General features: G+C 71.3%; 18 protein-coding genes. 12 read left to right on the forward strand and 6 right to left on the reverse strand.

Features of this window, described 5'->3' with window-relative positions; translation table 11 throughout:
- Nucleotides 1-80: 80 nt before the first annotated feature.
- Nucleotides 81-1181, forward strand: a complete 1101-nt coding sequence (locus tag QC283_RS34825; protein ID WP_279565771.1) for a calcium:proton antiporter — start codon at nucleotides 81-83, stop codon at nucleotides 1179-1181.
- A 14-nt stretch (nucleotides 1182-1195) separates the two neighbouring features.
- Here QC283_RS34825 and QC283_RS34830 read toward each other — a convergent pair whose 3' ends face one another.
- On the reverse strand, nucleotides 1196-2242 hold the full coding sequence (locus QC283_RS34830; protein WP_279565772.1) for a S66 family peptidase: 1047 nt from the start codon (nucleotides 2240-2242) through the stop codon (nucleotides 1196-1198).
- Nucleotides 2243-2346: 104 nt separating this feature from the next.
- Between QC283_RS34830 and aroQ the strand changes: the two genes are divergently transcribed.
- Complete coding sequence (aroQ, locus tag QC283_RS34835) at nucleotides 2347-2820, forward strand: type II 3-dehydroquinate dehydratase (RefSeq protein WP_279565773.1); 474 nt, start codon at nucleotides 2347-2349, stop codon at nucleotides 2818-2820.
- Between the two features lie 118 nt (nucleotides 2821-2938).
- Here aroQ and QC283_RS34840 read toward each other — a convergent pair whose 3' ends face one another.
- Nucleotides 2939-3595 carry an MBL fold metallo-hydrolase gene (locus tag QC283_RS34840; RefSeq protein WP_279565774.1) on the reverse strand — a complete coding sequence of 219 codons (657 nt, stop codon included), beginning with the start codon at nucleotides 3593-3595 and terminating at the stop codon, nucleotides 2939-2941.
- A gap of 48 nt (nucleotides 3596-3643) precedes the next feature.
- Complete coding sequence (locus tag QC283_RS34845) at nucleotides 3644-4330, reverse strand: maleylpyruvate isomerase family mycothiol-dependent enzyme (RefSeq protein WP_279565775.1); 687 nt, start codon at nucleotides 4328-4330, stop codon at nucleotides 3644-3646.
- A 223-nt stretch (nucleotides 4331-4553) separates the two neighbouring features.
- On the opposite strand from QC283_RS34845, the gene uvrA reads away from it, so the two are divergent.
- Nucleotides 4554-7583, forward strand: coding sequence for an excinuclease ABC subunit UvrA (gene uvrA, locus QC283_RS34850; RefSeq protein WP_279565776.1), 3030 nt, complete (start codon nucleotides 4554-4556; stop codon nucleotides 7581-7583).
- A gap of 131 nt (nucleotides 7584-7714) precedes the next feature.
- Here the strand turns inward: uvrA and QC283_RS34855 are convergent, their stop codons facing one another.
- Nucleotides 7715-8623 carry a carbohydrate kinase family protein gene (locus QC283_RS34855; protein ID WP_279565777.1) on the reverse strand — a complete coding sequence of 303 codons (909 nt, stop codon included), beginning with the start codon at nucleotides 8621-8623 and terminating at the stop codon, nucleotides 7715-7717.
- Nucleotides 8620-9684 (reverse strand): LacI family DNA-binding transcriptional regulator, encoded by a 1065-nt coding sequence (locus QC283_RS34860; RefSeq protein WP_279565778.1) that lies wholly within the window; start codon nucleotides 9682-9684, stop codon nucleotides 8620-8622. The genes QC283_RS34855 and QC283_RS34860 overlap by 4 nt, the downstream gene beginning before the upstream one ends.
- A 226-nt stretch (nucleotides 9685-9910) precedes the next feature.
- Here QC283_RS34860 and QC283_RS34865 point away from each other — a divergent pair, with 226 nt between their 5' ends.
- Nucleotides 9911-10336: a Rieske (2Fe-2S) protein gene (locus tag QC283_RS34865; protein ID WP_279565779.1), complete on the forward strand. Its 426-nt coding sequence runs from the start codon at nucleotides 9911-9913 to the stop codon at nucleotides 10334-10336.
- A gap of 93 nt (nucleotides 10337-10429) precedes the next feature.
- Here QC283_RS34865 and QC283_RS34870 read toward each other — a convergent pair whose 3' ends face one another.
- Nucleotides 10430-11380, reverse strand: coding sequence for a hypothetical protein (locus tag QC283_RS34870; RefSeq protein WP_279565780.1), 951 nt, complete (start codon nucleotides 11378-11380; stop codon nucleotides 10430-10432).
- A 443-nt stretch (nucleotides 11381-11823) separates the two neighbouring features.
- Between QC283_RS34870 and uvrC the strand changes: the two genes are divergently transcribed.
- From uvrC to tpiA, 8 genes are all read left to right on the forward strand, one after another.
- Nucleotides 11824-13917 carry an excinuclease ABC subunit UvrC gene (uvrC, locus tag QC283_RS34875; RefSeq protein ID WP_279565781.1) on the forward strand — a complete coding sequence of 698 codons (2094 nt, stop codon included), beginning with the start codon at nucleotides 11824-11826 and terminating at the stop codon, nucleotides 13915-13917.
- On the forward strand, nucleotides 13914-14957 hold the full coding sequence (gene rapZ, locus QC283_RS34880) for an RNase adapter RapZ (RefSeq protein ID WP_279565782.1): 1044 nt from the start codon (nucleotides 13914-13916) through the stop codon (nucleotides 14955-14957). Before uvrC ends, rapZ begins: the two co-directional genes overlap by 4 nt.
- On the forward strand, nucleotides 14954-16045 hold the full coding sequence (locus tag QC283_RS34885; protein ID WP_279565783.1) for a gluconeogenesis factor YvcK family protein: 1092 nt from the start codon (nucleotides 14954-14956) through the stop codon (nucleotides 16043-16045). Before rapZ ends, QC283_RS34885 begins: the two co-directional genes overlap by 4 nt.
- A complete protein-coding gene (gene whiA / locus QC283_RS34890) occupies nucleotides 16036-17025 on the forward strand; it encodes a DNA-binding protein WhiA (RefSeq protein WP_279565784.1) in 990 nt (329 codons plus the stop codon). The genes QC283_RS34885 and whiA overlap by 10 nt, the downstream gene beginning before the upstream one ends.
- Nucleotides 17026-17306: 281 nt before the next feature.
- The gene (locus QC283_RS34895) at nucleotides 17307-20261 is read left to right on the forward strand and encodes a M14 family metallopeptidase (RefSeq protein WP_279565785.1); all 2955 of its coding nucleotides are present in this window, start codon (nucleotides 17307-17309) and stop codon (nucleotides 20259-20261) included.
- 227 nt (nucleotides 20262-20488) lie between these two features.
- Nucleotides 20489-21496: a type I glyceraldehyde-3-phosphate dehydrogenase gene (gene gap, locus QC283_RS34900; RefSeq protein ID WP_279565786.1), complete on the forward strand. Its 1008-nt coding sequence runs from the start codon at nucleotides 20489-20491 to the stop codon at nucleotides 21494-21496.
- A 142-nt stretch (nucleotides 21497-21638) separates the two neighbouring features.
- Complete coding sequence (locus QC283_RS34905) at nucleotides 21639-22850, forward strand: phosphoglycerate kinase (protein WP_279565787.1); 1212 nt, start codon at nucleotides 21639-21641, stop codon at nucleotides 22848-22850.
- 5 nt (nucleotides 22851-22855) lie between these two features.
- Nucleotides 22856-23632: a triose-phosphate isomerase gene (gene tpiA / locus QC283_RS34910; protein WP_279565788.1), complete on the forward strand. Its 777-nt coding sequence runs from the start codon at nucleotides 22856-22858 to the stop codon at nucleotides 23630-23632.
- Nucleotides 23633-23661: the final 29 nt, after the last annotated feature.

The following is a 23661-nucleotide window of genomic DNA, read 5'->3' on the forward strand; positions in this document are numbered from 1 at the left end:
CCCCAAGGCGGAAGTGAACGCGTTCTCCGGTCCGTGTGACAGAGAATGCGGGGCCCATCGCCCTCTGCGACGATCTCCGCATGGTCACTCGTCCCAGGGCGCTCATCACACAGTGGACGACCCTCACGCCCGTGGCCGCGGTCGTGCTGCTGGCCTTCACCTGGGGCCGCGATCTGCCCGGCGCGGTCGTCGCGCTGCTGACGATCGTCCTCGCGATGGCCGTACTGGCCGCCGTGCACCACGCCGAGGTGGTCGCCCACCGGGTCGGGGAACCCTTCGGCTCCCTGGTCCTCGCCGTCGCCGTCACGGTCATCGAGGTCGCGCTCATCGTGACCCTCATGGCGGACGGCGGCGACAAGAGCGCGACGCTGGCCAGGGACACCGTCTTCGCGGCCGTGATGATCACCTGCAACGGCGTGGTCGGCCTCAGCCTGCTGGTCGCCTCCCTGCGGCACGGCACCGCGGTGTTCAACCCGGAGGGCACCGGCGCGGCCCTCGCGACGGTCGCGACGCTGGCCACGCTCAGCCTGGTGCTGCCGACGTTCACCACCAGCGCGCCCGGACCCGAGTTCTCCACCGTCCAGCTGACGTTCGCCGCGCTCTCCTCGCTGGTCCTCTACGGCCTGTTCATCGCGACCCTCACGGTGCGGCACCGCGACTACTTCCTCCCGATCACCCGCCAGGGCGAAGTGATCACCGCGGAGGACCACGCCCACGCGCCGTCGGCCCGCACCGCCCTGATGAGCCTGGGACTGCTCGCCCTGGCCCTGATCGGCGTGGTCGGGCTGGCGAAGGGGGTGTCGCCCACCATCGAGGACGGAGTGGCGCGCGCCGGGCTGCCGCACGCCGTCGTCGGCGTCATCATCGCCCTGCTGGTCCTGCTCCCCGAGACCATCGCCGCCCTGCGCACCGCGCGCCGCGACCGGGTGCAGACCAGCCTGAACCTCGCGCTCGGCTCGGCGATGGCCAGCATCGGCCTGACCATCCCGGCGGTCGCCCTGGCCTCCGTATGGCTCTCCGGACCGCTGGTCCTGGGCCTCGGCTCCACCCACATGGTGCTGCTCGCCCTGACCGTGGTGGTGGCCTCGCTGACGGTGGTGCCCGGCCGCGCCACGCCTCTGCAGGGAGGTGTCCACCTGGTGCTGTTCGCGGCCTACCTGGAACTCGCCGTCAATCCGTAGCCGGGGGCGGGACGTCAGTACGTGACGGTGATGCGCCGGGCCGGTCCGTCGACCCGCACGGTGCCCCCGTACGGGATGACGACCTGCGGATCGGTGTGTCCGAAGTCCACGTCGAAGACGATCGTCGCCTCGGGGGCGTAGGTCCGCATCACCCGCAGTACCGCCTCACGCTGCTCCGCGGCGTACCGGGCGCCCTCATCCGGGCTGTTGGGGCGCTCGAAGGTCCAGGTCTTCGGGCGGGCCATCAGCAGCGCGGAGAAGTGCCGGAGCAGGCCGCGCTCGCCCATGTTGCGCAGGGTGCGGAAGACCTCCGTGGCGCTCGGCATCTCCTCCGAGGTCTCCAGGATCAGCACGCCCCCGTCGTACTCCGCCGGGTCCCGCGCGATCTCGCGGTCGGCCATCAGCAGCCCGCCGAGGATCTCCAGGCAGCCGCCCCACGTGCGCCCCTCGGTCACCCGGTCGGCGTTCACCCAGGCCCAGCCCGACCCGGGCCGGATCCCGGGCTCCTCGTCGAAGGTCGCCGGGTCGGCCCAGTCGCGGTCGACGTCGTTCCAGCGCTCGGCCGGCCGCAGCTCGTACGGGCCCGAGGTGAACAGCGCCGCGCGCACGGAGTCGGCGGTCTGCGGGTGCATGGCGCCGGGACGCCCCAGCTCGACCATGACGCTCGTGCCGTGGTAGCCGACGATGCCCGTGTTGCGCAGGTAGGCGAGCAGGTTCGTGTTGTCGCTCATGCCGAAGAACGGCTTCGGGTTGGCCCGTATCAGCTCCCGGTCCAGCAACGGCAGCACGGTGATCTGGTCGTCGCCGCCGATCGACGCGATCACGGCCTTGATCCCGGGGTCGGCGAAGGCCGCGTGGATGTCGGCGGCACGCTCACCGGGCGTGGAGCCCATCTTCCGGGTGGCCGGATACTCGACCGGCTCCAGCCCGTACTCCTCGCGCAGCCGCTCCAGGCCCAACTCGTAGGGGAGCGGGAAGAGTCCCGGCAGCCCCGAGGCGGGGGAGATCACTGCGACACGGTCGCCCGGCGAGGGCTTGGGCGGGTACACGATCATCGTCATGGGCGGAGGGTACGGTCGGCCGGGTCGTCGGCGCACCGTGATAAACCGGGGACCGAGCGGCGCTCGCGCAACGGCCGCCGCACCCCGAACGGACCGGAGGAACCGTGCCCCGCAACCTGGCCAACGCCCCGATCATGATCCTCAACGGCCCCAACCTGAACCTGCTGGGTCAGCGTCAGCCGGAGATCTACGGCTCCGACACGCTCGCCGACGTCGAGGCCCTCTGCGTGAAGGCGGCGGCGGCGCACGGCGGCACGGTGGACTTCCGGCAGTCCAACCACGAGGGCGAACTGGTCGACTGGATCCACGAGGCCCGGCTGAAGCACTGCGGGATCGTGATCAATCCCGCCGCCTACTCGCACACCTCCGTCGCGATTCTGGATGCGCTCAACACCTGCGACGGCCTGCCGGTGGTGGAGGTCCACATCTCCAACATCCACCAGCGTGAGGCGTTCCGGCACCACTCCTACGTGTCGCAGCGCGCCGACGGAGTCATCGCCGGCTGCGGAGTGCAGGGGTACGTGTTCGGCGTGGAACGAATCGCGGCGCTGGCCGGGGTGGGACGAGCCCAGGCCTGAGGCGCCGGGGCCACGGGCGGGAGCACGCACCGCCCACCGGTGCGTGCGAACCCGTCACACGGGGCCGCGCGCCCGGACCCGGGCAGCGTGCGCCCGGGTCCGGGCGTGCGCCCGGTGTTCACCAGCCGCGTGCGCGCCACTCCGGCAGGTGCGGCCGTTCCGCGCCGAGCGTGGTGTCGCTGCCGTGGCCCGGGTAGACCCACGTCTCGTCCGGAAGCACGTCGAAGACCTTGGTCTCCACGTCGTGGAGCAGGCTTGCGAACGCCTTCGGGTCGTCGTGTGTGTTACCCACACCGCCCGGGAAGAGACAGTCCCCGGTGAACACATGGGGGTGCCCGTGCGGGTCGTCGTACACGAGGACGATGGAGCCCGGCGTGTGCCCGACCAGGTGGCGCGCGGTGAGCTCCACCTGCCCCACCCGGATCGTGTCGCCGTCGTCGACGAGGACGTCGGCCGGCACGGGGATGCCCTCGGCGTCGTACCGGCCCGCGTAGGTGCGGGCGCCGGTGGCCGCGACGACGTCGGCGAGCGCCTGCCAGTGGTCGCCGTGCCGGTGGGTGGTGACGACGGACGCGATGCCGCTGTCGCCGATCGTGCCGAGCAGCGAGTGCGCCTCGTTCGCGGCGTCGATCAGCAGCTGCTCGTCGGTGGCCCGGCAGCGCAGCAGATAGGCGTTGTTGTCCATCGGGCCGACCGCGACCTTGGTGATCATCAGGTCCTTGAGCTCGTGCACGTCGGCGGGGCCGCCGACCCGCACCTCTCCGCTGTAGGTCATGACCGCCAGCCTAGGGGGTGGCGGGGCCCGCAGACCGCCGTCCCCGGGCTACAGGGGCGGCAGCGACGGCAGCGGGCCGCCCTCCGCCGACAGTGCGGTCCCCTCGCGTCGTCCGGCGAGCCAACCGAGCAGGTCGGCCGGGCGACCGGTGACGGTCACCTCCGGGGCGCTCGCCTCCCGGCCCGTGCTCCACGCGCGCGTGCCGTCCGTGAGCCGGGTGGGGGGCACGTCGGGGTGCCCGGCGAAGCGGGCGGCCAGGAAGTCGGTCTCCCGTTCGGTGAACTCCGCCGGAAGATCCTCGAGCTCGTACCCGATGCCCAGGTCCACGTGGTGCAGCTCCACCTCGACCCACCGCCGGAACGGCACCCGGGAGGCGGTGTCGGTGATCCCGTTCCGCAGCTCCACCGTGCGCGACCAGTCCGCGGGCACGGCCGAGACGTCCTGGAACCGGGCCGCGCTCTCCCGCACGTCGGTGACCTGGACGTCGAGGGGGCGCGGGGCGTCCCGCTCGATGTCGGCGTCCCGGGCCTCGCCGGAGAGGTACATGGGGCGTCCCTCGAAGACGTTCACGAGGGCGTCCGCGTTGCGGGCGAGATGGGCGAGGACGTGGCCGCGGGTCCAGCCGGGAAGCCGTGACGACTCCGTCACGGACGCGTTGTCCAGTTTCCCGACCGCGGTGAGCAGCCGCTCGGTCGCGTCACGTACAGACGCCAGGTCACGCGCGTGATCAATCATGATGCCGACCCTAGACCGTGTCACACCTTCGGGTGAAGGCGGCGGACGACGCCCGTAAATCGAATGCGCGTGCTATATGGTCGGACGCGGCGTCGGGCATGCTGGGGAGTCGGGGTTTGTTGACAACCGGTGAATCCGACCGGCGTTGTCAGTGGCTCCCCCTAGTCTGAGAAAGACGGGGGCCTCGCCCCTGTCACTTCTCTCAAGAAAGGTGCGGACCGGCGTGGCCGACCGTCTCATCGTCCGTGGCGCGCGCGAGCACAACCTGAAGAACGTCTCGCTCGACCTGCCTCGTGACTCGCTCATCGTCTTCACGGGCCTGTCCGGGTCGGGCAAGTCCTCCCTGGCCTTCGACACCATCTTCGCCGAGGGGCAGCGGCGCTACGTGGAGTCGCTCTCCTCCTACGCCCGGCAGTTCCTCGGCCAGATGGACAAACCGGACGTCGACTTCATCGAGGGCCTCTCCCCGGCGGTCTCGATCGACCAGAAGTCGACCTCGCGCAACCCGCGCTCCACGGTCGGCACCATCACCGAGGTCTACGACTACCTGCGCCTGCTCTTCGCCCGCATCGGCAAGCCGCACTGCCCCCAGTGCGCCCGGCCGATCACGCGCCAGTCGCCGCAGGCCATCGTCGACAAGGTGCTGGAGCTGCCGGAGGGCAGCCGCTTCCAGGTGCTGTCGCCGCTGGTGCGCGAGCGCAAGGGCGAGTTCGTCGACCTCTTCGCCGACCTCCAGACCAAGGGCTACTCCCGCGCGCGGGTGGACGGCGAGACCATCCAGCTGTCCACCCCGCCCACGCTGAAGAAGCAGGAGAAGCACACCATCGAGGTGGTCGTCGACCGCCTCACGGTGAAGGACTCCGCCAAGCGCCGCCTCACCGACTCCGTGGAGACCGCCCTCGGCCTCTCCGGCGGGATGGTCGTGCTCGACTTCGTCGACCTCCCCGAGGACGACCCCGAGCGCGAGCGCATGTACTCCGAGCACCTGTACTGCCCGTACGACGACCTGTCCTTCGAGGAGCTGGAGCCCCGCTCCTTCTCCTTCAACTCGCCCTTCGGCGCCTGCCCCGACTGCTCCGGCATCGGCACGCGCATGGAGGTCGACCCGGAGCTGATCGTCCCCGACGAGGACAAGTCCCTCGACGAGGGCGCCATCCACCCCTGGTCGCACGGACACACCAAGGACTACTTCGGCCGTCTCATCGGTGCCCTCGCGGACGCCCTCGGCTTCCGGACGGACATCCCCTTCGCCGGCCTGCCGCTGCGCGCCCGCAAGGCCCTGCTGTACGGCCACAAGACCCAGGTAGAGGTCCGCTACCGCAACCGGTACGGGCGCGAGCGCCGGTACACCACGGCCTTCGAGGGCGCGATCCCCTTCGTCAAGCGCCGGCACAGCGAGGCCGAGAGCGACGCCAGCCGCGAGCGCTTCGAGGGCTACATGCGCGAGGTGCCCTGCCCCACCTGTGAGGGCACGCGGCTGAAGCCGCTCGTCCTCGCGGTCACGGTCATGGACAAGTCGATCGCCGAGGTCTCGGCGATGTCCATCAGCGACTGCGCGGACTTCCTGGGCGAGCTGAAGCTCAGCGCCCGCGACAAGAAGATCGCGGAGCGCGTGCTGAAGGAGGTCAACGAGCGGCTGCGCTTCCTGGTCGACGTCGGCCTGGACTACCTCTCGCTGAACCGCGCGGCCGGCACCCTCTCCGGCGGCGAGGCCCAGCGCATCCGCCTGGCCACCCAGATCGGCTCCGGACTCGTCGGCGTGCTGTACGTGCTCGACGAGCCGTCCATCGGCCTGCACCAGCGCGACAACCACCGGCTGATCGAGACCCTCGTCCGGCTCCGCGACATGGGCAACACCCTCATCGTCGTCGAGCACGACGAGGACACCATCAAGGTCGCCGACTGGATCGTCGACATCGGCCCCGGCGCCGGCGAGCACGGCGGCAAGGTGGTGCACAGCGGCTCCCTCAAGGAGCTGCTCGACAACGCCGAGTCGCAGACCGGCCTGTACCTGTCCGGCAAGAAGGCCATCCCGCTGCCCGACATCCGGCGCCCGCGCGACCCCTCCCGGCAGCTCACCGTGCACGGGGCCCGCGAGAACAACCTCCAGGACATCGACGTCTCCTTCCCGCTGGGCGTCTTCACGGCCGTCACCGGCGTCTCCGGATCCGGCAAGTCGACCCTGGTCAACGACATCCTGTACACGCACCTGGCACGGGAGCTGAACGGCGCACGGAGCGTCCCCGGCCGGCACACGCGCGTGGACGGCGACGACCTCGTCGACAAGGTCGTCCACGTCGACCAGTCGCCCATCGGCCGCACCCCGCGGTCCAACCCGGCGACGTACACGGGCGTCTTCGACCACGTCCGCAAGCTGTTCGCCGAGACGACCGAGGCGAAGGTCCGCGGCTACATGCCGGGCCGGTTCTCCTTCAACGTCAAGGGCGGCCGCTGCGAGAACTGCGCGGGCGACGGCACGATCAAGATCGAGATGAACTTCCTCCCGGACGTCTACGTCCCGTGCGAGGTCTGCCACGGCGCCCGGTACAACCGGGAGACCCTGGAGGTCCACTACAAGGGCAAGTCCATCGCCGACGTCCTGAACATGCCGATCGAGGAGGCGACCGACTTCTTCGAGGCGGTCCCCGCGATCTCCCGGCACATGAAGACGCTGAAGGACGTCGGCCTCGGCTACGTCCGGCTCGGCCAGTCCGCGACCACCCTGTCCGGCGGTGAGGCACAGCGCGTCAAGCTCGCCAGCGAGCTGCAGCGCCGCTCCACCGGACGCACGGTCTACGTCCTGGACGAGCCGACCACCGGCCTGCACTTCGAGGACATCAGCAAGCTGCTCACCGTCCTGTCGGGCCTGGTCGACAAGGGCAACACGGTCATCGTCATCGAGCACAACCTCGACGTGATCAAGACCGCCGACTGGGTCGTCGACATGGGCCCCGAGGGTGGTGCCGGCGGTGGCCTGGTGGTCGCGGAGGGCACGCCCGAGCAGGTGGCCGGCGTTCCCGCCAGCCACACCGGCAAGTTCCTCCAGGACGTCCTCGGCGCCGACCGGATCAGCGACGCGGCCACGGTGAAGACCCCGCGCAAGGCGGCGAAGACGGTGGCCGCCAAGGCCACCGCCAAGAAGACCGCCACCAAGGCGGTCACCGGCACGGCCGTGAAGAAGACCGCCACGAAGACGGCCAAGAAGGCCACCAAGCCCGCCGCGAAGAAGACGACGCGGACGAGCAAGGCCTGAACGTCAGCCGCGCCGGGCCCCACGGGATCATCCGTGGAGCCCGGCGCGGCGTTCGTCCGGCCCGCAGGCCGACCACCCGGACCGGAGCCGGTGCCGTCGGCGTTCAGTCGTCGGCTTTCAGCCCTTGGTGTTCAAAAGGCGACTTCGTGGGCGAACGGCGGCTCCGCGCCCGCCCGCGAGCAGGTGACCGCCGCGGCCCGGGCGGCGAAGCCCAGCAGCTCCGCCCAGCCCTCCGCCCCCAGACCGGCCACCGCCTCGTCACCGAGGGCGTCCCGTACCGCGAGGCCGTGCAACAGCGCCGCGTTCACCGTGTCACCCGCGCCGATCGTGTCCACCACGTCCACGGCCTCGCCCGGCACCGCGTACTCGCCCCCCTCACGGGTGTACGCCGTCAGCCCCGCACCGCCCCGGGTGACCACGACCGCCGCCGGGCCCGCCGCCAGCCACTCCCGGGGCGTGCCACCGAGCCACTCGGCGTCCTCGGCGGACAGCTTCAGCAGCGACACCGACGGCAGCCAGCTCCTGAACCGCGCCCGGTAGGCGTCCGGGTCCGGGATCAGCCCGGCCCGGATGTTGGGGTCGAGCGCCGTGAACACACCCCGCGCCGCCGTCTCGCGCAGCAGCTCCTCGTACGCGCTCGCACCCGGCTCCAGCACCATGGAGCAGGTCCCGAAGGAGACCGCCCGGGTGCCGGACGGCAACGCGGCGGGCAACGAGAACAGCCGGTCCGCGGTCCCGTCCACGTAGAAGGAGTACGCGGCCGAGCCGTCCGCGTCCACCGAGGCCACGGCGAGTGTCGTCGGCTCGGCCCCGCGCTGCACCGGCGAGACGTCCACGCCGGTCTCACCCAGCCGGTCGAGCAGCGCCTCGCCGAAGGCGTCGTGCGACACCCGGGAGCAGAAGGCGGTGGGGGAGCCGAGGCGGCCCAGGGCGACGGCCGTGTTGTACGGACCGCCGCCGAGCGCCGGCCGCAGCGCGGCCAGGGCACCCGTGCCCTGCGGTACCAGGTCGATCAGTGCCTCACCGGCGACGACGATCACGGGAGGGTCCTTTCGAAGGCCTGTGCGGGGGCTTGCCGGGGCTGCTCGGGGCAGCCGCAGGAGGTGCGGTGAACGAAGGCGCAGGGCAGCCGCACGGTCCGCTCGGGCCGGTCCGGCGCGGCGAGGCGTTCCAGCAGCAGCCGGACGGCCCGGTCACCGAGCTCCCTGCTGGGCTGCGCGACGGTGGTGAGTCCGGGGGAGAAGAGGTCCGCCCAGGTGAAGTCGTCGAAGCAGCACAGCGCGAGGTCACCGGGTACGGACACATTCCGGTCCCGCAGGGCGCGCAGCGCACCGATGGTCATCGCGTTGTTGGCGGTGACCAGCGCGGTGGGCGGCACCGCCAGGGACAGCAGGGCCGCCGCGGCCCGCTCGCCGCCGCCGGCCTCGGAGTCGCCGTGGACCAGGAGCCGTTCGTCGTAGGGCAGCCCGGCGGCGGCGAGGCCGTGCCGGTACCCGGTGATCCGCTCGCGCGTCGTGCTGAGCCCCGGCCGACCCGCGACCAGGCCGATCCGGCGGTGGCCGAGCCCGGCGAGATGGGAGACCAGCAGGGCCGTCGGCTCGGCGCTCTCGGCGCACACCTGGTCGAAGCGCGGGCCCCCGTCGTCCTTCGGCACGTCGACGACCCGGTCGAGGAAGACGGCCGGCACGCGGTGGCGTCCCAGATAGGCGACGAGGTCGCGCGGGTCGGCCGAGGGCGCGACGATCATGCCGTCCACGCGCCGCTCGTGCAGCAGCCGGACGACCTTGTGCTCGTGTCCGGGATCGTCGTGCGGGTCGGCGATGAGCAGGCCGTAGCCGTGCTCGAGGGCGGCGGCCTCGACGCCCTGGAGGATCTCCGTGAAGTACGGGTTGCTGATCGCCGACACCGCGAGCCCGATGGAGCGGGTACGGGAGGTCACCAGGGAGCGGGCGAGGGTGTTCGGGGTGTAGCCGAGCTCCTCGACGGCGTCCAGCACCGCCTGGCGGGTGCGCGGCAGTACCGGACGGGTGTCGTTGAGCACGTGCGAGACGGTCGCCACGGAGACCCCTGCGCTCCGGGCGACATCGGCCATGGTCGCCATCGGTGGTGCCCCCTTCCGCCTGCTGCCGCGCACTGCCGCGCGTTGATGTGCGCGCACTGGCGGGGACCGTATCCCATCGAGAGAGGGACGTAAACGCTTGCGCAAACGCTTACGTCCATCCCTGTCGCGTCCTCCCCCTCGGCGCCAGACCCGCGACCCACCCCGCGGGACGCCCGCGGGCGCCGGATATCGTCGCCCTGCACATTCCCTGACCAGTGGAGACCCCATGCCCGGCCGTCCCGTTCCGAGCCGCCGTACCGTTCTGCGCTCGGCGGCCCTCACGCCCGTCGCCGGACTGGGTCTGGCCGCCTGCTCACCGGGCGACGACGGTGCCGCGCCCGCCAGGCCGACCGGGCCCGTCGACCTCGGGGCGGACGGCGAGGTCGCCAAGGGCGCGGCCAAGCTCTACCGGGACCAGAACGTGGTGGTCAGCCGGGCCGAGGACGGCTCCCTGAAGGCGTTCAGCACGGTCTGTACGCACGCGCGGTGCCCCATCAACAAGCTGGAGGGGGCGAAGCTGGTCTGCCCCTGCCACGGCAGCGAGTTCGACGCCCGGACCGGCGAGGTGCTGCACGCCCCGGCGAGCGTGCCGCTCATCGAACTGGCGGTCGAGGTGAAGCAGGGCAGGATCATCGCGAGCCCCGACATCTGATCCGCCCGTCACGTCGGGAGTCGCGCCCGTCACGTCGGGAATCCGCCCGCAGCCCCGGGCGATCCGCCTGCGGCACCCGTCAGGCGTACCCGCTCACTCCCAGTCCCACCCGATCCCCAGCATCCCCGACCGCACCCGCGGCTCCACGAGGTGCACCGAGTGGTGCCGCCCGCTGAGGGTGAGCTCCTGCCGGCCGCCGCGCGGTGCCGCCGGCGAGTGCTGCGTGAACCGGTGGCAGCGCGCCGGCAGGGCCGCGGAGTCGAACCGCACCTGGAGCGCGTACTGCCCGCTCGCCGAACCGAACCCCCGGACGTACTCGTGCGACACCCCCGCGGTGCCGTCCTCGACGCCGTAGCGGAAGAGGAAGGTGTCCCCGGCCCGCAGACGCGTGTCGAAGAGCAGCTCGGTCACGAGCACGCCGGTGTCGTCGTGGGTGCGGACGCGCCCCGTGCGGCAGTTCTCCAGCGCGTGGACGGCCATCCGCGCGGGAGCGCATCCCGCGTCACCTCGGTGGACGGCGACGAAGCGGTCGACGCCGTCGCGGTGGGCGCGGACGATGTGGTGCGACTCGCGGCCCGCGAGCTCGCGGCGCGACCCGATCAGGATCCGCTCGTGGTGAGCGAGGGTGTGCACCCCGCCGTCCGACGATGGATGGCCCAGCTCGGTCAGCAGCCGGTCCAGGACGCCGCAGGCAGCCACGTGGGCGCGATAGGAGCGGGCCGCGGGTGGCCGGTCCGTGGTGTCCTCGTCGGCCTCCGCGAGCAGGCGTATCAGCGACTCCTCGGGCAGCTGGAGTATCTCCTCCAGTGCCCGCACGGCCCGCAGCGACTCCGGGCGCTGAGGGCGCCGGGCGCCCTGCTGCCAGTAGCTCAGGCTCGTGACGCCCACCTTCACGCCGTGGCGTGACAGATGGTGCTGCACGCGCTGCAGTGGCAGTCCGCGCGCCGCGATCGCGGCGCGCAGGGCCACGTGGAAGGGGCCACCGCGCAGGACTGAGTCGAGTTCGGCGGTGGCGACGTCCAGGGGCTGTGTGGCGTGCGGCATACGGGGGCCTTCCTGTGAAGTTCACGACGGCTGGTCAGACCGTTCGACGCGGATCGACCGGGGCCGCCCCCGGTCGCGGCGCAGGGGTCTTCACATCCGAACGCCGCGCTTCATGGCCCCGAGTCCCCCCGCATTGAAGCGTGTTGACCAAGTCCCGACAACACCTGAAGCCCGACCGTGACGCGCTCCTGGCCGAGAACGCACTGGCCCACCGCCCCGAGGGCACCCCGCGTGACCGACCGGCCCCGGACCGTCTCTCCCCGGCCCTGCCAAGCGGCGTCCACCGGCCCCGCCAAGCGGCGTCCACCGGCCCCCGCGGCCGGTCGTCCACCAGCCCCTGCGGCCGGTCGTCCACCGGGCCCCGCGACGGGTTGTCCACAGGGTCGCCGGCCCGTCGTCCACAGCCCGCCGGAGTGTCGGTCCTCGCCAGTAGGGTGTGAGTCATGGCCGACCCCTCCAGCTACCGCCCCAGGCCGGGAGAGATCCCGGACTCCCCGGGGGTGTACAGGTTCCGTGACGAGCACCGCCGGGTGATCTACGTCGGAAAGGCGAAGAGCCTGCGCCAGCGCCTGGCGAACTACTTCCAGGATCTGGCGAACCTCCACCCCCGCACCCGCACCATGGTCACCACGGCCGCGTCCGTGGAGTGGACCGTGGTGTCCACGGAGGTCGAGGCACTGCAGCTGGAGTACTCCTGGATCAAGGAGTACGACCCCCGGTTCAACGTGAAGTACCGCGACGACAAGAGCTACCCCTACCTCGCGGTGACGATGAACGAGGAGTTCCCGCGCGTACAGGTGATGCGCGGCCACAAGAAGAAGGGCGTGCGGTACTTCGGGCCGTACGGACACGCCTGGGCGATCCGCGACACGGTCGACCTCCTGCTGCGCGTCTTCCCGGTGCGCACCTGCTCCGCCGGCGTCTTCAAGAACGCCGCCCGTACCGGCCGCCCCTGCCTGCTCGGCTACATCGGCAAGTGCTCGGCGCCCTGCGTCGAGCGCATCTCCCCGGACGACCACTGGGACCTGGCCGACGAGTTCTGTGACTTCATGGCCGGGCGCACCGGCACCTATCTGCGCCGCCTGGAGCGGCAGATGGCCGAGGCGGCCGAGGAGATGGAGTACGAGCGGGCCGCGCGCCTGCGCGACGACATCGGGGCCCTCAGGAAGGCCATGGAGAAGAGCGCGGTCGTGCTCGCCGACGCGACCGACGCCGACCTGATCGCGGTCGCCGAGGACGAGCTGGAGGCGGCCGTCCAGATCTTCCACGTGCGCGGCGGACGCGTGCGCGGCCAGCGCGGCTGGGTCACGGACAAGGTGGAGGAGATCACCACCGGCGCACTCGTCGAGCACGCCCTCCAGCAGCTGTACGGCGAGGAGACCGGCGACGCCGTCCCCAAGGAGGTCCTGGTCCCCGCCCTGCCCGACCCGGTGGAGCCGGTCCAGCAGTGGCTGACGGAGCGCCGCGGGTCGGGCGTGTCGCTGCGCATCCCGCAGCGCGGCGACAAGAAGGCGCTGATGGAGACCGTCCAGCGCAACGCCCAGCAGGCGCTCGTCCTGCACAAGACCAAGCGCGCCTCAGACCTGACGACGCGCTCGCGCGCGCTGGAGGAGATCGCCGACGCCCTCGGCCTCGACAGTGCTCCGCTCAGGATCGAGTGCTACGACATCTCGCACCTCCAGGGCGACGACGTCGTGGCCTCCATGGTGGTCTTCGAGGACGGACTGGCCCGGAAGAGCGAATACCGGCGCTTCCAGATCAAGGGCTTCGCCGGACAGGACGACGTCCGTTCCATGCACGAGGTCATCACCCGCCGCTTCCGCCGCTACCTCGCCGAGAAGGAGAAGACCGGCGAGTGGGCCGACGGGGAGGACGGGGCGGACGGGACGGAAGCGGGCGGCGACGGGCAGCTCATGGACGGCCCGGCGCTGAAGGACGACGACGGCCGTCCCAAGCGCTTCGCCTACCCGCCCCAGCTCGTCGTCGTCGACGGCGGACAGCCGCAGGTCGCGGCGGCCCAGCGGGCCCTGGACGAGCTCGGCATCGACGACATCGCCGTCTGCGGACTCGCCAAGCGCCTGGAGGAGGTCTGGCTGCCCCGTGAGGACGACCCGGTCGTCCTGCCCCGCACCAGCGAGGGTCTGTACCTGCTGCAGCGGGTCCGCGACGAGGCGCACCGCTTCGCTATCACCTACCAGCGCGCCAAGCGCGCCAAGCGCTTCCGTTCCAGTCCGCTGGACGACGTGCCCGGCCTGGGGGAGACCCGCAAGCAGGCGCTGATCAAGCACTTCGGCTCGGTGAAGAGGCTGCGGTCCGCGACGATCGACCAGATCTGCGAGGTGCCCGGGATAGGCCGCAAGACGGCCGAGACCGTGGCCGTGGCGCTCGCCCAAGCCACCCCGGCCGCGCCCGCCGTGAACACGGCGACCGGAGAGATCATGGATGACGAGGACGGGGCACCCGAGACGACGGCGGATGCCCCGGGGGAGCCCGTGTCCGCGGGCACCCCGGATGAACGACGGGGGCAGGAGAGATGACCGACCACGAGGCACAACCCACGACGGAGCACGCGGCACAGCCCACAGCGGGGCGAGAACGGGCCCACGGCACGACCGGCGAGGAGGAGGCGGGCCGGCGGACGGCCGCTTCCGAACGACGCCAGGACAACGGAGCACAGGTGAGTACGGGCAAGGAAACAGCCGGGGCGCACGAGGCGGCCATCCCCGAGCTGGTGATCATCTCCGGCATGTCCGGGGCCGGCCGCTCGACGGCCGCCAAGTGTCTGGAGGACCTGGGCTGGTTCGTCGTCGACAACCTCCCGCCCGCGCTGATCCCCACCATGGTGGAGCTCGGCGCCCGCTCGCAGGGCAACGTGGCGCGGATCGCGGTCGTCGTCGACGTCCGCGGCCGGCGCTTCTTCGACAACCTGCGCGAATCCCTCGCGGACCTCGACGCCCGCGGTGTCACCCGGCGGATCGTCTTCCTGGAGTCCTCCGACGACGCGCTGGTACGGCGCTTCGAGTCGGTGCGCCGCCCGCACCCCCTGCAGGGCGACGGCCGCATCGTCGACGGCATAGCGGCTGAGCGGGAACTGCTGCGTGAGCTGCGCGGCGACGCCGACCTGGTGATCGACACGTCCAGCCTCAACGTGCACGAGCTGCGCGCCAAGATGGACGCCCAGTTCGCCGGCGAGGAGGAGCCCGCACTGCGGGCCACCGTCATGTCCTTCGGCTTCAAGTACGGCCTCCCGGTCGACGCCGACCTGGTCGTGGACATGCGCTTCCTGCCCAACCCGCACTGGGTCCCGGAGCTGCGCCCCTTCACCGGCCTGAACGAGGAGGTGTCCTCGTACGTCCTCAACCAGCCCGGGGCCAAGGAGTTCCTCGACCGCTACACCGAGCTGCTCCAGATGATCGCCGCGGGCTACCGTCGGGAGGGCAAGCGCTATGTGACCGTCGCCGTCGGCTGCACCGGCGGCAAGCACCGGTCCGTGGCCATGTCGGAGAGGCTCGCCGCCCGGCTCGTCGCCGAGGGCGTGGAGACGGTGGTCGTCCACCGGGACATGGGACGGGAATGACAGGACGTACTCCGCGGCTGAGCAGGCTGCGCCGGGTGGTGCCCGAGGGGCGCGGCGGCAGACCCGCCGAGGCCCGTGCCGCCCGGCCCGAACAGGCGCGCGGCGGCAAGCCGCGCCGCCGGGGCACCCAGCCCAAGGTCGTCGCCCTCGGCGGCGGCATGGGCCTGTCCGCCTCGCTCGCCGCACTGCGCCGGATCACCGGCGACCTCACCGCCGTCGTCACCGTGGCCGACGACGGCGGTTCCAGCGGGCGCCTGCGCGACGAGCTGGGCGTCCTGCCGCCCGGCGACCTGCGCAAGGCGCTGGCCGCGCTGTGCGGCGACGACGACTGGGGCCAGACCTGGGCCCGCGTCATCCAGCACCGCTTCCAGTCCCAGGGCGAACTGCACGAACACGCGGTCGGCAATCTGCTGATCGTCGCCCTGTGGGAGCAGCTCGGGGACCACGTCCAGGCCCTCGACCTGGTGGGCAAGCTGCTCGGCGCGCATGGGCGCGTGCTGCCCATGTCCGCCGTGCCGCTGGAGCTCCAGGCCCTGGTCAGGGGGCACGACGTGGACCGGCCCGACGAGGTGGACACCGTGCGCGGGCAGGCGACCGTGGCGCTCACGCCCGGCGAGGTGCAGTCCGTGCACCTGGTGCCGAACGACCCGCCCGCCGTCCCCGAGGCGGTCGACGCCGTCCTGGACGCGGACTGGGTGGTGCTCGGTCCCGGCTCCTGGTTCTCCTCGGTCATCCCGCACCTGCTCGTGCCCGATCTGCTGGACGCGCTCGTCGAGACGAAGGCCCGCCGGGTGCTCTCCCTGAACCTCGCTCCGCAACCCGGAGAAACCGAGGGCTTCTCCCCGCAGCGTCATTTGGAGGTTTTGGGACGACACGCCCCTAAACTCGCCCTGGACGTGGTGCTGGCCGACGAGGCCGCCGTGCCCGACCGTGACTCGCTCGCCGACGCCGCGAAACGGTTCGGCGCCGCGGTCGAACTGGCTCCGGTCGCCCGGACCGACGGGACCCCGAGGCACGACCCGGAGCTGCTGGCCGCCGCGTACGACCGTATTTTTCGGATGCATGGAAGGATCGGCCCATGGCGATGACGGCAGCGGTGAAGGATGAGATCTCCCGGCTCCCCGTCACCCGGACCTGCTGCAGAAAGGCGGAGGTCTCCGCCCTTCTGCGGTTCGCCGGCGGCCTCCACCTGGTGAGCGGGCGCATTGTGATCGAGGCGGAGCTGGACGTCGCGAGGGCGGCCCGGCGGCTCAAGCAGGACATTCTGGAGATCTTCGGACACAGTTCCGAACTGATCGTGATGGCGCCGGGCGGGCTGCGCCGCGGCTCGCGTTTCGTCGTCCGGGTGGTCGCGGGCGGTGACCAGCTCGCCCGCCAGACCGGCCTGGTGGACGGCCGGGGCCGCCCGATCCGCGGCCTGCCGCCGCAGGTGGTCTCGGGGGCCACCTGCGACGCCGAGGCAGCCTGGCGCGGGGCCTTCCTGGCGCACGGCTCCCTCACCGAGCCGGGCCGCTCCTCCTCCCTGGAGGTGACCTGCCCGGGCCCCGAGGCGGCACTCGCCCTGGTCGGCGCCGCCCGCCGGCTGTCGATCCCCGCCAAGGCGCGCGAGGTGCGCGGTGTGGACCGGGTCGTCGTCCGTGACGGCGACGCGATCGGCGCCCTGCTCACCCGGCTCGGCGCCCACGACGCGGTGCTGGCCTGGGAAGAGCGGCGGCTGCGGCGGGAGGTCCGTGCCACCGCCAACCGTCTCGCCAACTTCGACGACGCCAACCTGCGCCGCTCGGCCCGCGCGGCCGTCGCCGCCGGTGCCCGGGTCCAGCGTGCCCTGGAGATCCTCGCCGACGACGTGCCCGAGCACCTCGCCGCCGCGGGCCGGCTCCGCATGGAGCACAAGCAGGCGTCCCTGGAGGAGCTGGGCGCCCTCGCCGACCCCCCGCTGACCAAGGACGCCGTCGCGGGCCGCATCCGCCGTCTGCTGGCCATGGCCGACAAGCGGGCCTCGGACCTCGGCATCCCCGGTACGGACGCCAATCTCAGCGAGGAGCTGGAGGACAACCTCGTCGGCTGACCCCGTCGGCTGACTCCGTTGCCCGGCCCGGTCGGCCCACATCCTCGCCCGGCCCGGTCGGCCCACCTCCTCGCCCCGCCCAGTCGGCCGGCCGAACGCGCGCCGCCCCGTCGCACACGGGCCGTAACAAGCCGGTGCGGGCGCCCACTTGGGTGACCGGCACCGGCTTTCGCGTGTCCTTGCGGCGCTCTTGACTCGATCATGAGCTGTCATGAGCCTGGCATCTGTTCGCTGCTGTGGCGAACCCAGGCCTGTCGGACAGGCCTCTCCTAGGGGGGTTCATGAGACGAAGAGCGAGATCGATCCTCGCCGTCGGCGCGCTCCTGATCGGCGGAGCGAGCTTCGCACCCATCGCCCAGGCACAGCCCGTCGGCTCCGCGACCGCGGACGCCGACGAGGTGAAGGTCTTCCGCACCGACGTGACCCAGGAGCAGGTACCCCTGCTGCTGGCCGCCGGCCAGGACGGCCACGAACTCGGTGAGCAGGTCCCCGACAAGGGCACGGCCACCGTCGAGGTCTACCTCACCGACCAGCAGGCCGGGAAACTGGAGAAACAGGGACTCGACCTCACCGAGCACACCCTCTCCACCCGGGCCGAGAAACGCGTGAAGAACGCCGCCGACGGCGTCTTCCGCCCGTACAGCGGCAGCGGCGGCCTCAGGGAGGAGATCCTCCGCACCGCGCAGGAGAACCCCCGCCTCACCAAGGTCGTCTCCATCGGCAAGACGGTGAACGGCCAGGACATCCTCGCGCTCAAGCTCACCAAGAACGCGAAGAAGTCGAAGGACGGCTCCAAGCCCTCCGTCCTCTACATGTCCAACCAGCACGCGCGCGAGTGGATCACCCCGGAGATGACCCGGCGGCTGATGCACCACTACCTGGACAAGTACGACGAGGACCGGCGGATCAAGAAGCTGGTCGACTCCACCGAACTGTGGTTCCTCCTGTCGGCCAACCCCGACGGCTACGACTACACGTTCGAGGACACCGACAACCGCCTGTGGCGCAAGAACCTGCGCGACGTCAACGGCGACGGCACCATCAGCACCGGCGACGGCGTCGACCTCAACCGCAACTTCGCGTACAAGTGGGGTTACGACGACGAGGGCTCGTCCCCCAACCCCACCAGCCAGACCTACCGCGGTGACGGCCCGAACTCCGAGCCCGAGACCAAGGCCCTGGACGCCTTCCAGAAGCGGATCGGCTTCACGTACGGCATCAACTACCACTCCGCCGCCGAACTGCTCCTCTACGGGGTCGGCTGGCAGGTGGCCACGGACACCCCGGACGACGTCCTCTACGAGGCGCTCGCCGGCACGCCCGAGAATTCCGCGATCCCCGGCTACCACCCGCAGGTCTCCTCGGAGCTGTACACCACCAACGGCGAGGCGGACGGCCACGCGGCCAACGTCAACGGCATGGCGATGTTCACCCCGGAGATGTCGACCTGCCAGACCATCTCCGAGCAGGATCCCGGCGACGAGTGGAACGCGGGCGACTGCCAGTCGGGCTTCAACTTCCCCGACGACGAGAAACTGATCCAGCGGGAGTTCGCCAAGAACATCCCCTTCGCGCTCTCCGTCGCCGAGAGCGCCGCCCACCCCGACCGGCCGTCCTCCGCGGTCGGCCTGGAGGCCGCCGACTTCACCCCGGCCCCCTTCACCACCTCCTACTCGCGCGGCGCCGACCAGGAGGTCTCCGTAGTCGTACGCAAGTCCGTGCGCGACAAGGAGCTGAAGTACCGCGTCAACGGCGGACGCGTCCACGACATGAAGCTGCGGCCCTGGCGCGGCGGTGAGACGTACGGCGGCGAGGACAACCTCTACTTCGACGAGTACCGCGCCAAGGTCAAGGACGGCGACCGCGGTGACCGGGTCGAGGTCTGGTTCAGCGGCGAGACGAAGCAGGGCAGGCGGACCGAGAGCGAGCACTTCACCTACACGATCGCCGAGCGGCCCCGCGCGGACGTCCTCGTCGTCGCCGAGGAGGGCGCCGAGGCCACGCAGGCACAGACGTACGTGGACGCCCTCAAGGCCAACGGCCACCGGGCGGCCGTCTGGGACGTCGCCACGCAGGGCGCGCCCGACGCGCTCGGCGTCCTCGGCCACTTCCACACGGTCGTCCACCACACCGGCGCCGCGGTGCCCGGCAACGCCACCCAGCTCCAGCTGCGCGCCTTCCTCAACGAGGGCGGCAGGCTGATCGAGGCGGGCGAGCGGGCCGGCGGCAGCGTCGACCTCGGCGGCGGCAACATGTCCGACGACTTCAGCCAGTACTACCTGGGCGCCTACACCCGTACGTCGACCCCCGGGGCCACCGGATTCACCGGCTCCGGCAAGCTCGCCGGGACCGCCGGCACGCTCGGCGACGCCCCCGGCAACCCGCTGGACGCCGCCGGCACCTACAGCGTGACCTCGGACGAGCTGCCCGCCGAGACCTACCCGCAGTTCGCGAGCGAGGGCGCCGGGAAGTTCCCGGGGGCGGTCAACCCGTACGGTCCGTACGCGGGGGAGTGGATGGCCGCCGCCGTCCACACCGACGACGCGTACAAGCGGCTCACCCGCACCATCGACCTCACCGGCGTCAGCGCCGCCGACCGGCCCACGCTCCGCACCCAGCTGCTGTGGGACACCGAGAGCGGCTACGACCACGCCCTGGTCGAGGCGCACACCACCGGCGCCGACGACTGGACCACGCTCCCCGAGACGGGCGGCGCCACCGGCACGGCCGTACCGGCGGAGTGCGCGGCCGGGTTCTACCTGGGCGAGCACCCCTGGCTGGAGCACTACCTGACCCTGTCCGACGACGGCTGCGCCGCGACCGGCACGACCGGGCGGTGGAACAGCCTCACCGGCTCCTCCGGGGGCTGGCGGCAGGCCGAGTTCGACCTGAGCGCCTACGCCGGGAAGTCCGTCGAGGTCTCGATCGCCTACGTCACCGACCCCGGCAGCGGCGGACGCGGCGTCCTCGCCGACGAGGCGTCACTCGTCGTCGGCGGTACGGCGACCGGGACCGAGGGCTTCGAGACCGCGCTCGGCGCCTGGCAGGTCTCCGGGCCGCCCGCGGGCAGCCCCGCCGTGCTGAAGGACTGGACCCGCACCGGGACCCTCTTCCAGACGTACGGCGCCGTCACCACGGACGACACGGTCCTGCTGGGCTTCGGCCTGGAGCACCTGACCGAACCGGCCGCCCGGGCGGCTCTGCTCCGGCAGGCGCTGCGTGCCCTGGACGAGTGAATCCGGGCCTGCCGGGGACTGACACGGTGTAGCGAAATCGGGTGACCGGTCCCCGTGGCCCAGGGCGGTCCGTACCCCTACTGGCGGGTACGGACCGCCCTGCCGGGTATGGGGCGTCTCGATGTCACCCCCGACGCCTCGGAGAGGTAGGGTCGGAGGTGGTCGGGGACATCCCAAATACAGCTCGCCGGCACATCGGGCCGGCGTACCAACGAGGAGATCGGTTCGTGACGATCCGCGTAGGCATCAACGGCTTTGGCCGCATCGGTCGTAACTACTTCCGCGCGCTGCTGGAGCAGGGTGCAGACATCGAGATCGTGGCTGTCAACGACCTGGGTGACACCGCGACCACCGCACATCTGCTGAAGTACGACACCATCCTCGGCCGCCTCAAGCAGGAGGTCTCGCACACCGAGGACACCATCACCGTCGGTGACAAGACCGTCAAGGTCCTCGCCGAGCGCAACCCCGCGGACATCCCGTGGGGCGAGCTGGGTGTCGACATCGTCATCGAGTCGACCGGCATCTTCACGAAGAAGGCCGACGCCGAGAAGCACATCGCCGGTGGCGCGAAGAAGGTCCTCATCTCGGCTCCGGCCAAGGACGAGGACGTCACCATCGTGATGGGCGTCAACCAGGACTCGTACGACCCGGCGAACCACCACGTCATCTCCAACGCCTCCTGCACCACCAACTGCGTGGCGCCGATGGCCAAGGTCCTCGACGAGAACTTCGGCATCGTCAAGGGCCTGATGACGACGGTGCACGCGTACACGAACGACCAGCGCATCCTGGACTTCCCGCACAAGGACCTGCGCCGCGCCCGTGCCGCCGCGGAGAACATCATCCCGACCACCACGGGTGCCGCCAAGGCCACCGCGCTGGTCCTCCCGCAGCTCAAGGGCAAGCTGGACGGCATGGCCATGCGTGTCCCGGTCCCGACCGGCTCGGTCACCGACCTCGTCCTGGAGCTCAGCCGCGAGGTCACCAAGGAAGAGGTCAACGCCGCCTTCCAGAAGGCCGCCGAGGGCGAGCTCAAGGGCATCCTGGAGTACACCGAGGACGCGATCGTCTCCTCGGACATCGTCAACGCCCCGGCGTCCTGCACCTTCGACTCGTCCCTGACCATGGTCCAGGACGGCAAGAGCGTGAAGGTCATCGGCTGGTACGACAACGAGTGGGGCTACTCCAACCGCCTCGTCGACCTCACGGTCTTCATCGGCAACCAGCTCTGATCGACTCGGACTCAGCAGGCACCGCGATGCGGTGGCAGGGCTCGGGCAGCGCAAGGCCGCGCTGCCCGAGCCCTGCGTCGCGTCCGCGGCGACCAGCCCTCGTAGGATCACGAGCGATCACGAGAACCCAGGAGCTCTCCGTATGAAGACGATCGACGAACTGCTCTCCGAAGGCGTCGCGGGCAAGCGCGTCTTCGTCCGCGCCGACCTGAACGTGCCGCTGGACGGCACCACCATCACCGACGACGGCCGCATCCGCGCCGTGGTGCCCACCGTCAAGGCCCTGGCCGACGCGGGCGCGCGCGTGATCGTCGCCTCGCACCTGGGCCGCCCCAAGGGCGCCCCGGACCCGGTCTTCTCCCTCGCCCCGGCCGCCGCCCGGCTCGGTGAACTGCTCGGCGCCGACGTCGCCTTCGCCGAGGACACGGTCGGCACCGCCGCCGAGTCCACGGTCGCCGGCCTCGCCGACGGCCGGGTCGCGGTCATCGAGAACCTGCGCTTCAACGCGGGTGAGACCAGCAAGGACGACACCGAGCGCGCCGCCTTCGCCGACAAGCTGGCCGGCCTCGCGGACGTCTACGTCGGCGACGGCTTCGGCGCCGTGCATCGCAAGCACGCCTCGGTCTTCGACCTGCCGAAGAGGCTTCCGCACTACGCCGGCTACCTCATCGCCACCGAGGTCGGCGTCCTGAGGAAGCTCACCGACGACGTCAAGCGCCCCTACGTCGTCGCCCTCGGCGGCGCCAAGGTCTCCGACAAGCTCGCCGTCATCGACCAGCTGCTCGGCAAGGCCGACCGGCTCCTCATCGGCGGCGGCATGGCGTACACCTTCCTCAAGGCCCAGGGCCACGAGGTCGGCATCTCCCTCCTCCAGGAGGACCAGGTCCCGACCGTCAAGGAGTACATGGAGCGCGCGGAGAAGAACGGCGTCGAGCTGGTCCTTCCCGTCGACGTCCTGGTCGCGTCCGAGTTCCCGGACCTGAAGACCAAGGCCCCGGCCAACCCCGCCACCGTCGCCGCGGACGCCATCCCGGCCGACCAGGAGGGTCTGGACATCGGTCCCGAGACCCGCAAGCTGTACGCATCGAAGCTCGCCGACGCCGCCACCGTCTTCTGGAACGGCCCCATGGGCGTCTTCGAGCACCCCGACTACGCCGAGGGCACCAAGGCGGTCGCCCAGGCCCTCGTCGACACCGACGGCTTCACCGTGGTCGGTGGTGGCGACTCCGCCGCGGCCGTCCGCACCCTCGGCTTCGACGAGAACGCATTCGGCCACATCTCGACCGGCGGCGGCGCCTCCCTCGAATACCTCGAGGGCAAGACGCTCCCCGGCCTCGCCGCACTGGAGGACTGACCTCAATGACCACCCGCACGCCGCTGATGGCGGGCAACTGGAAGATGAACCTCAACCACCTCGAGGCCATCGCCCAAGTCCAGAAGCTCGCCTTCGCCCTGGCGGACAAGGACTACGACGCCGTCGAGGTCGCCGTCCTCGTCCCCTTCACCGACCTGCGCTCGGTGCAGACCCTGGTCGAGCACGACAAGCTCAAGATCAAGTACGGCTCCCAGGACATCTCCGCCCACGACGGCGGTGCCTACACCGGCGAGATCTCCGGCCCGATGCTGGCCAAGCTGCGCTGCGCCTACGTCGCGGTCGGCCACTCCGAGCGCCGGCAGTACCACGCCGAGACCGACGAGCTGGTGAACGCCAAGGTCAAGGCCGCCTACAAGCACGGCCTGACCCCGATCCTGTGCGTCGGCGAGGAGCTGGACGTCCGTGAGGCGGGCAACCACGTCGCCCACACCCTCGCCCAGGTCGAGGGCGGCCTGAAGGACGTCCCCGCCGAGCAGGCCGAGACCGTCGTGATCGCCTACGAGCCCGTGTGGGCCATCGGCACCGGCAAGGTCTGCGGCGCCGAGGACGCCCAGGAGGTCTGCGCGGCGATCCGCGGCAAGCTCGCCGACCTGTACTCGCAGGAGCTGGCCGACAAGGTCCGCATCCAGTACGGCGGCTCGGTCAAGTCCGGCAACGTCGCCGAGATCATGTCGCAGGCCGACATCGACGGCGCGCTGGTCGGCGGTGCCTCGCTGGACTCGGACGAGTTCGTCAAGATCGTCCGCTTCCGCGACCAGTAGAACCGCCGGTCACATCGACCGGTGAGTAT

It is taken from the genome of Streptomyces sp. DH41 (assembly GCF_029813785.1).
In the GTDB taxonomy this organism is placed as follows: Bacteria; Actinomycetota; Actinomycetes; order Streptomycetales; family Streptomycetaceae; genus Streptomyces.

What these genes read in the sequence shown, in the direction of transcription:
- QC283_RS34895 (WP_279565785.1), top strand. Translation starts at nt 17,307, where the DNA reads ATGAGACGAAGAGCGAGATCGATCCTCGCCGTCGGCGCGCTCCTGATC.
- QC283_RS34840 (WP_279565774.1), bottom strand. Translation starts at nt 3,595, where the DNA reads ATGACCTACAGCGGAGAGGTGCGGGTCGGCGGCCCCGCCGACGTGCAC.
- uvrC (WP_279565781.1), top strand. Translation starts at nt 11,824, where the DNA reads ATGGCCGACCCCTCCAGCTACCGCCCCAGGCCGGGAGAGATCCCGGAC.
- QC283_RS34830 (WP_279565772.1), bottom strand. Translation starts at nt 2,242, where the DNA reads ATGACGATGATCGTGTACCCGCCCAAGCCCTCGCCGGGCGACCGTGTC.
- QC283_RS34870 (WP_279565780.1), bottom strand. Translation starts at nt 11,380, where the DNA reads ATGCCGCACGCCACACAGCCCCTGGACGTCGCCACCGCCGAACTCGAC.
- QC283_RS34865 (WP_279565779.1), top strand. Translation starts at nt 9,911, where the DNA reads ATGCCCGGCCGTCCCGTTCCGAGCCGCCGTACCGTTCTGCGCTCGGCG.
- whiA (WP_279565784.1), top strand. Translation starts at nt 16,036, where the DNA reads ATGGCGATGACGGCAGCGGTGAAGGATGAGATCTCCCGGCTCCCCGTC.
- QC283_RS34825 (WP_279565771.1), top strand. Translation starts at nt 81, where the DNA reads ATGGTCACTCGTCCCAGGGCGCTCATCACACAGTGGACGACCCTCACG.
- QC283_RS34845 (WP_279565775.1), bottom strand. Translation starts at nt 4,330, where the DNA reads ATGATTGATCACGCGCGTGACCTGGCGTCTGTACGTGACGCGACCGAG.
- rapZ (WP_279565782.1), top strand. Translation starts at nt 13,914, where the DNA reads ATGACCGACCACGAGGCACAACCCACGACGGAGCACGCGGCACAGCCC.
- QC283_RS34885 (WP_279565783.1), top strand. Translation starts at nt 14,954, where the DNA reads ATGACAGGACGTACTCCGCGGCTGAGCAGGCTGCGCCGGGTGGTGCCC.
- QC283_RS34905 (WP_279565787.1), top strand. Translation starts at nt 21,639, where the DNA reads ATGAAGACGATCGACGAACTGCTCTCCGAAGGCGTCGCGGGCAAGCGC.
- QC283_RS34860 (WP_279565778.1), bottom strand. Translation starts at nt 9,684, where the DNA reads ATGGCGACCATGGCCGATGTCGCCCGGAGCGCAGGGGTCTCCGTGGCG.
- tpiA (WP_279565788.1), top strand. Translation starts at nt 22,856, where the DNA reads ATGACCACCCGCACGCCGCTGATGGCGGGCAACTGGAAGATGAACCTC.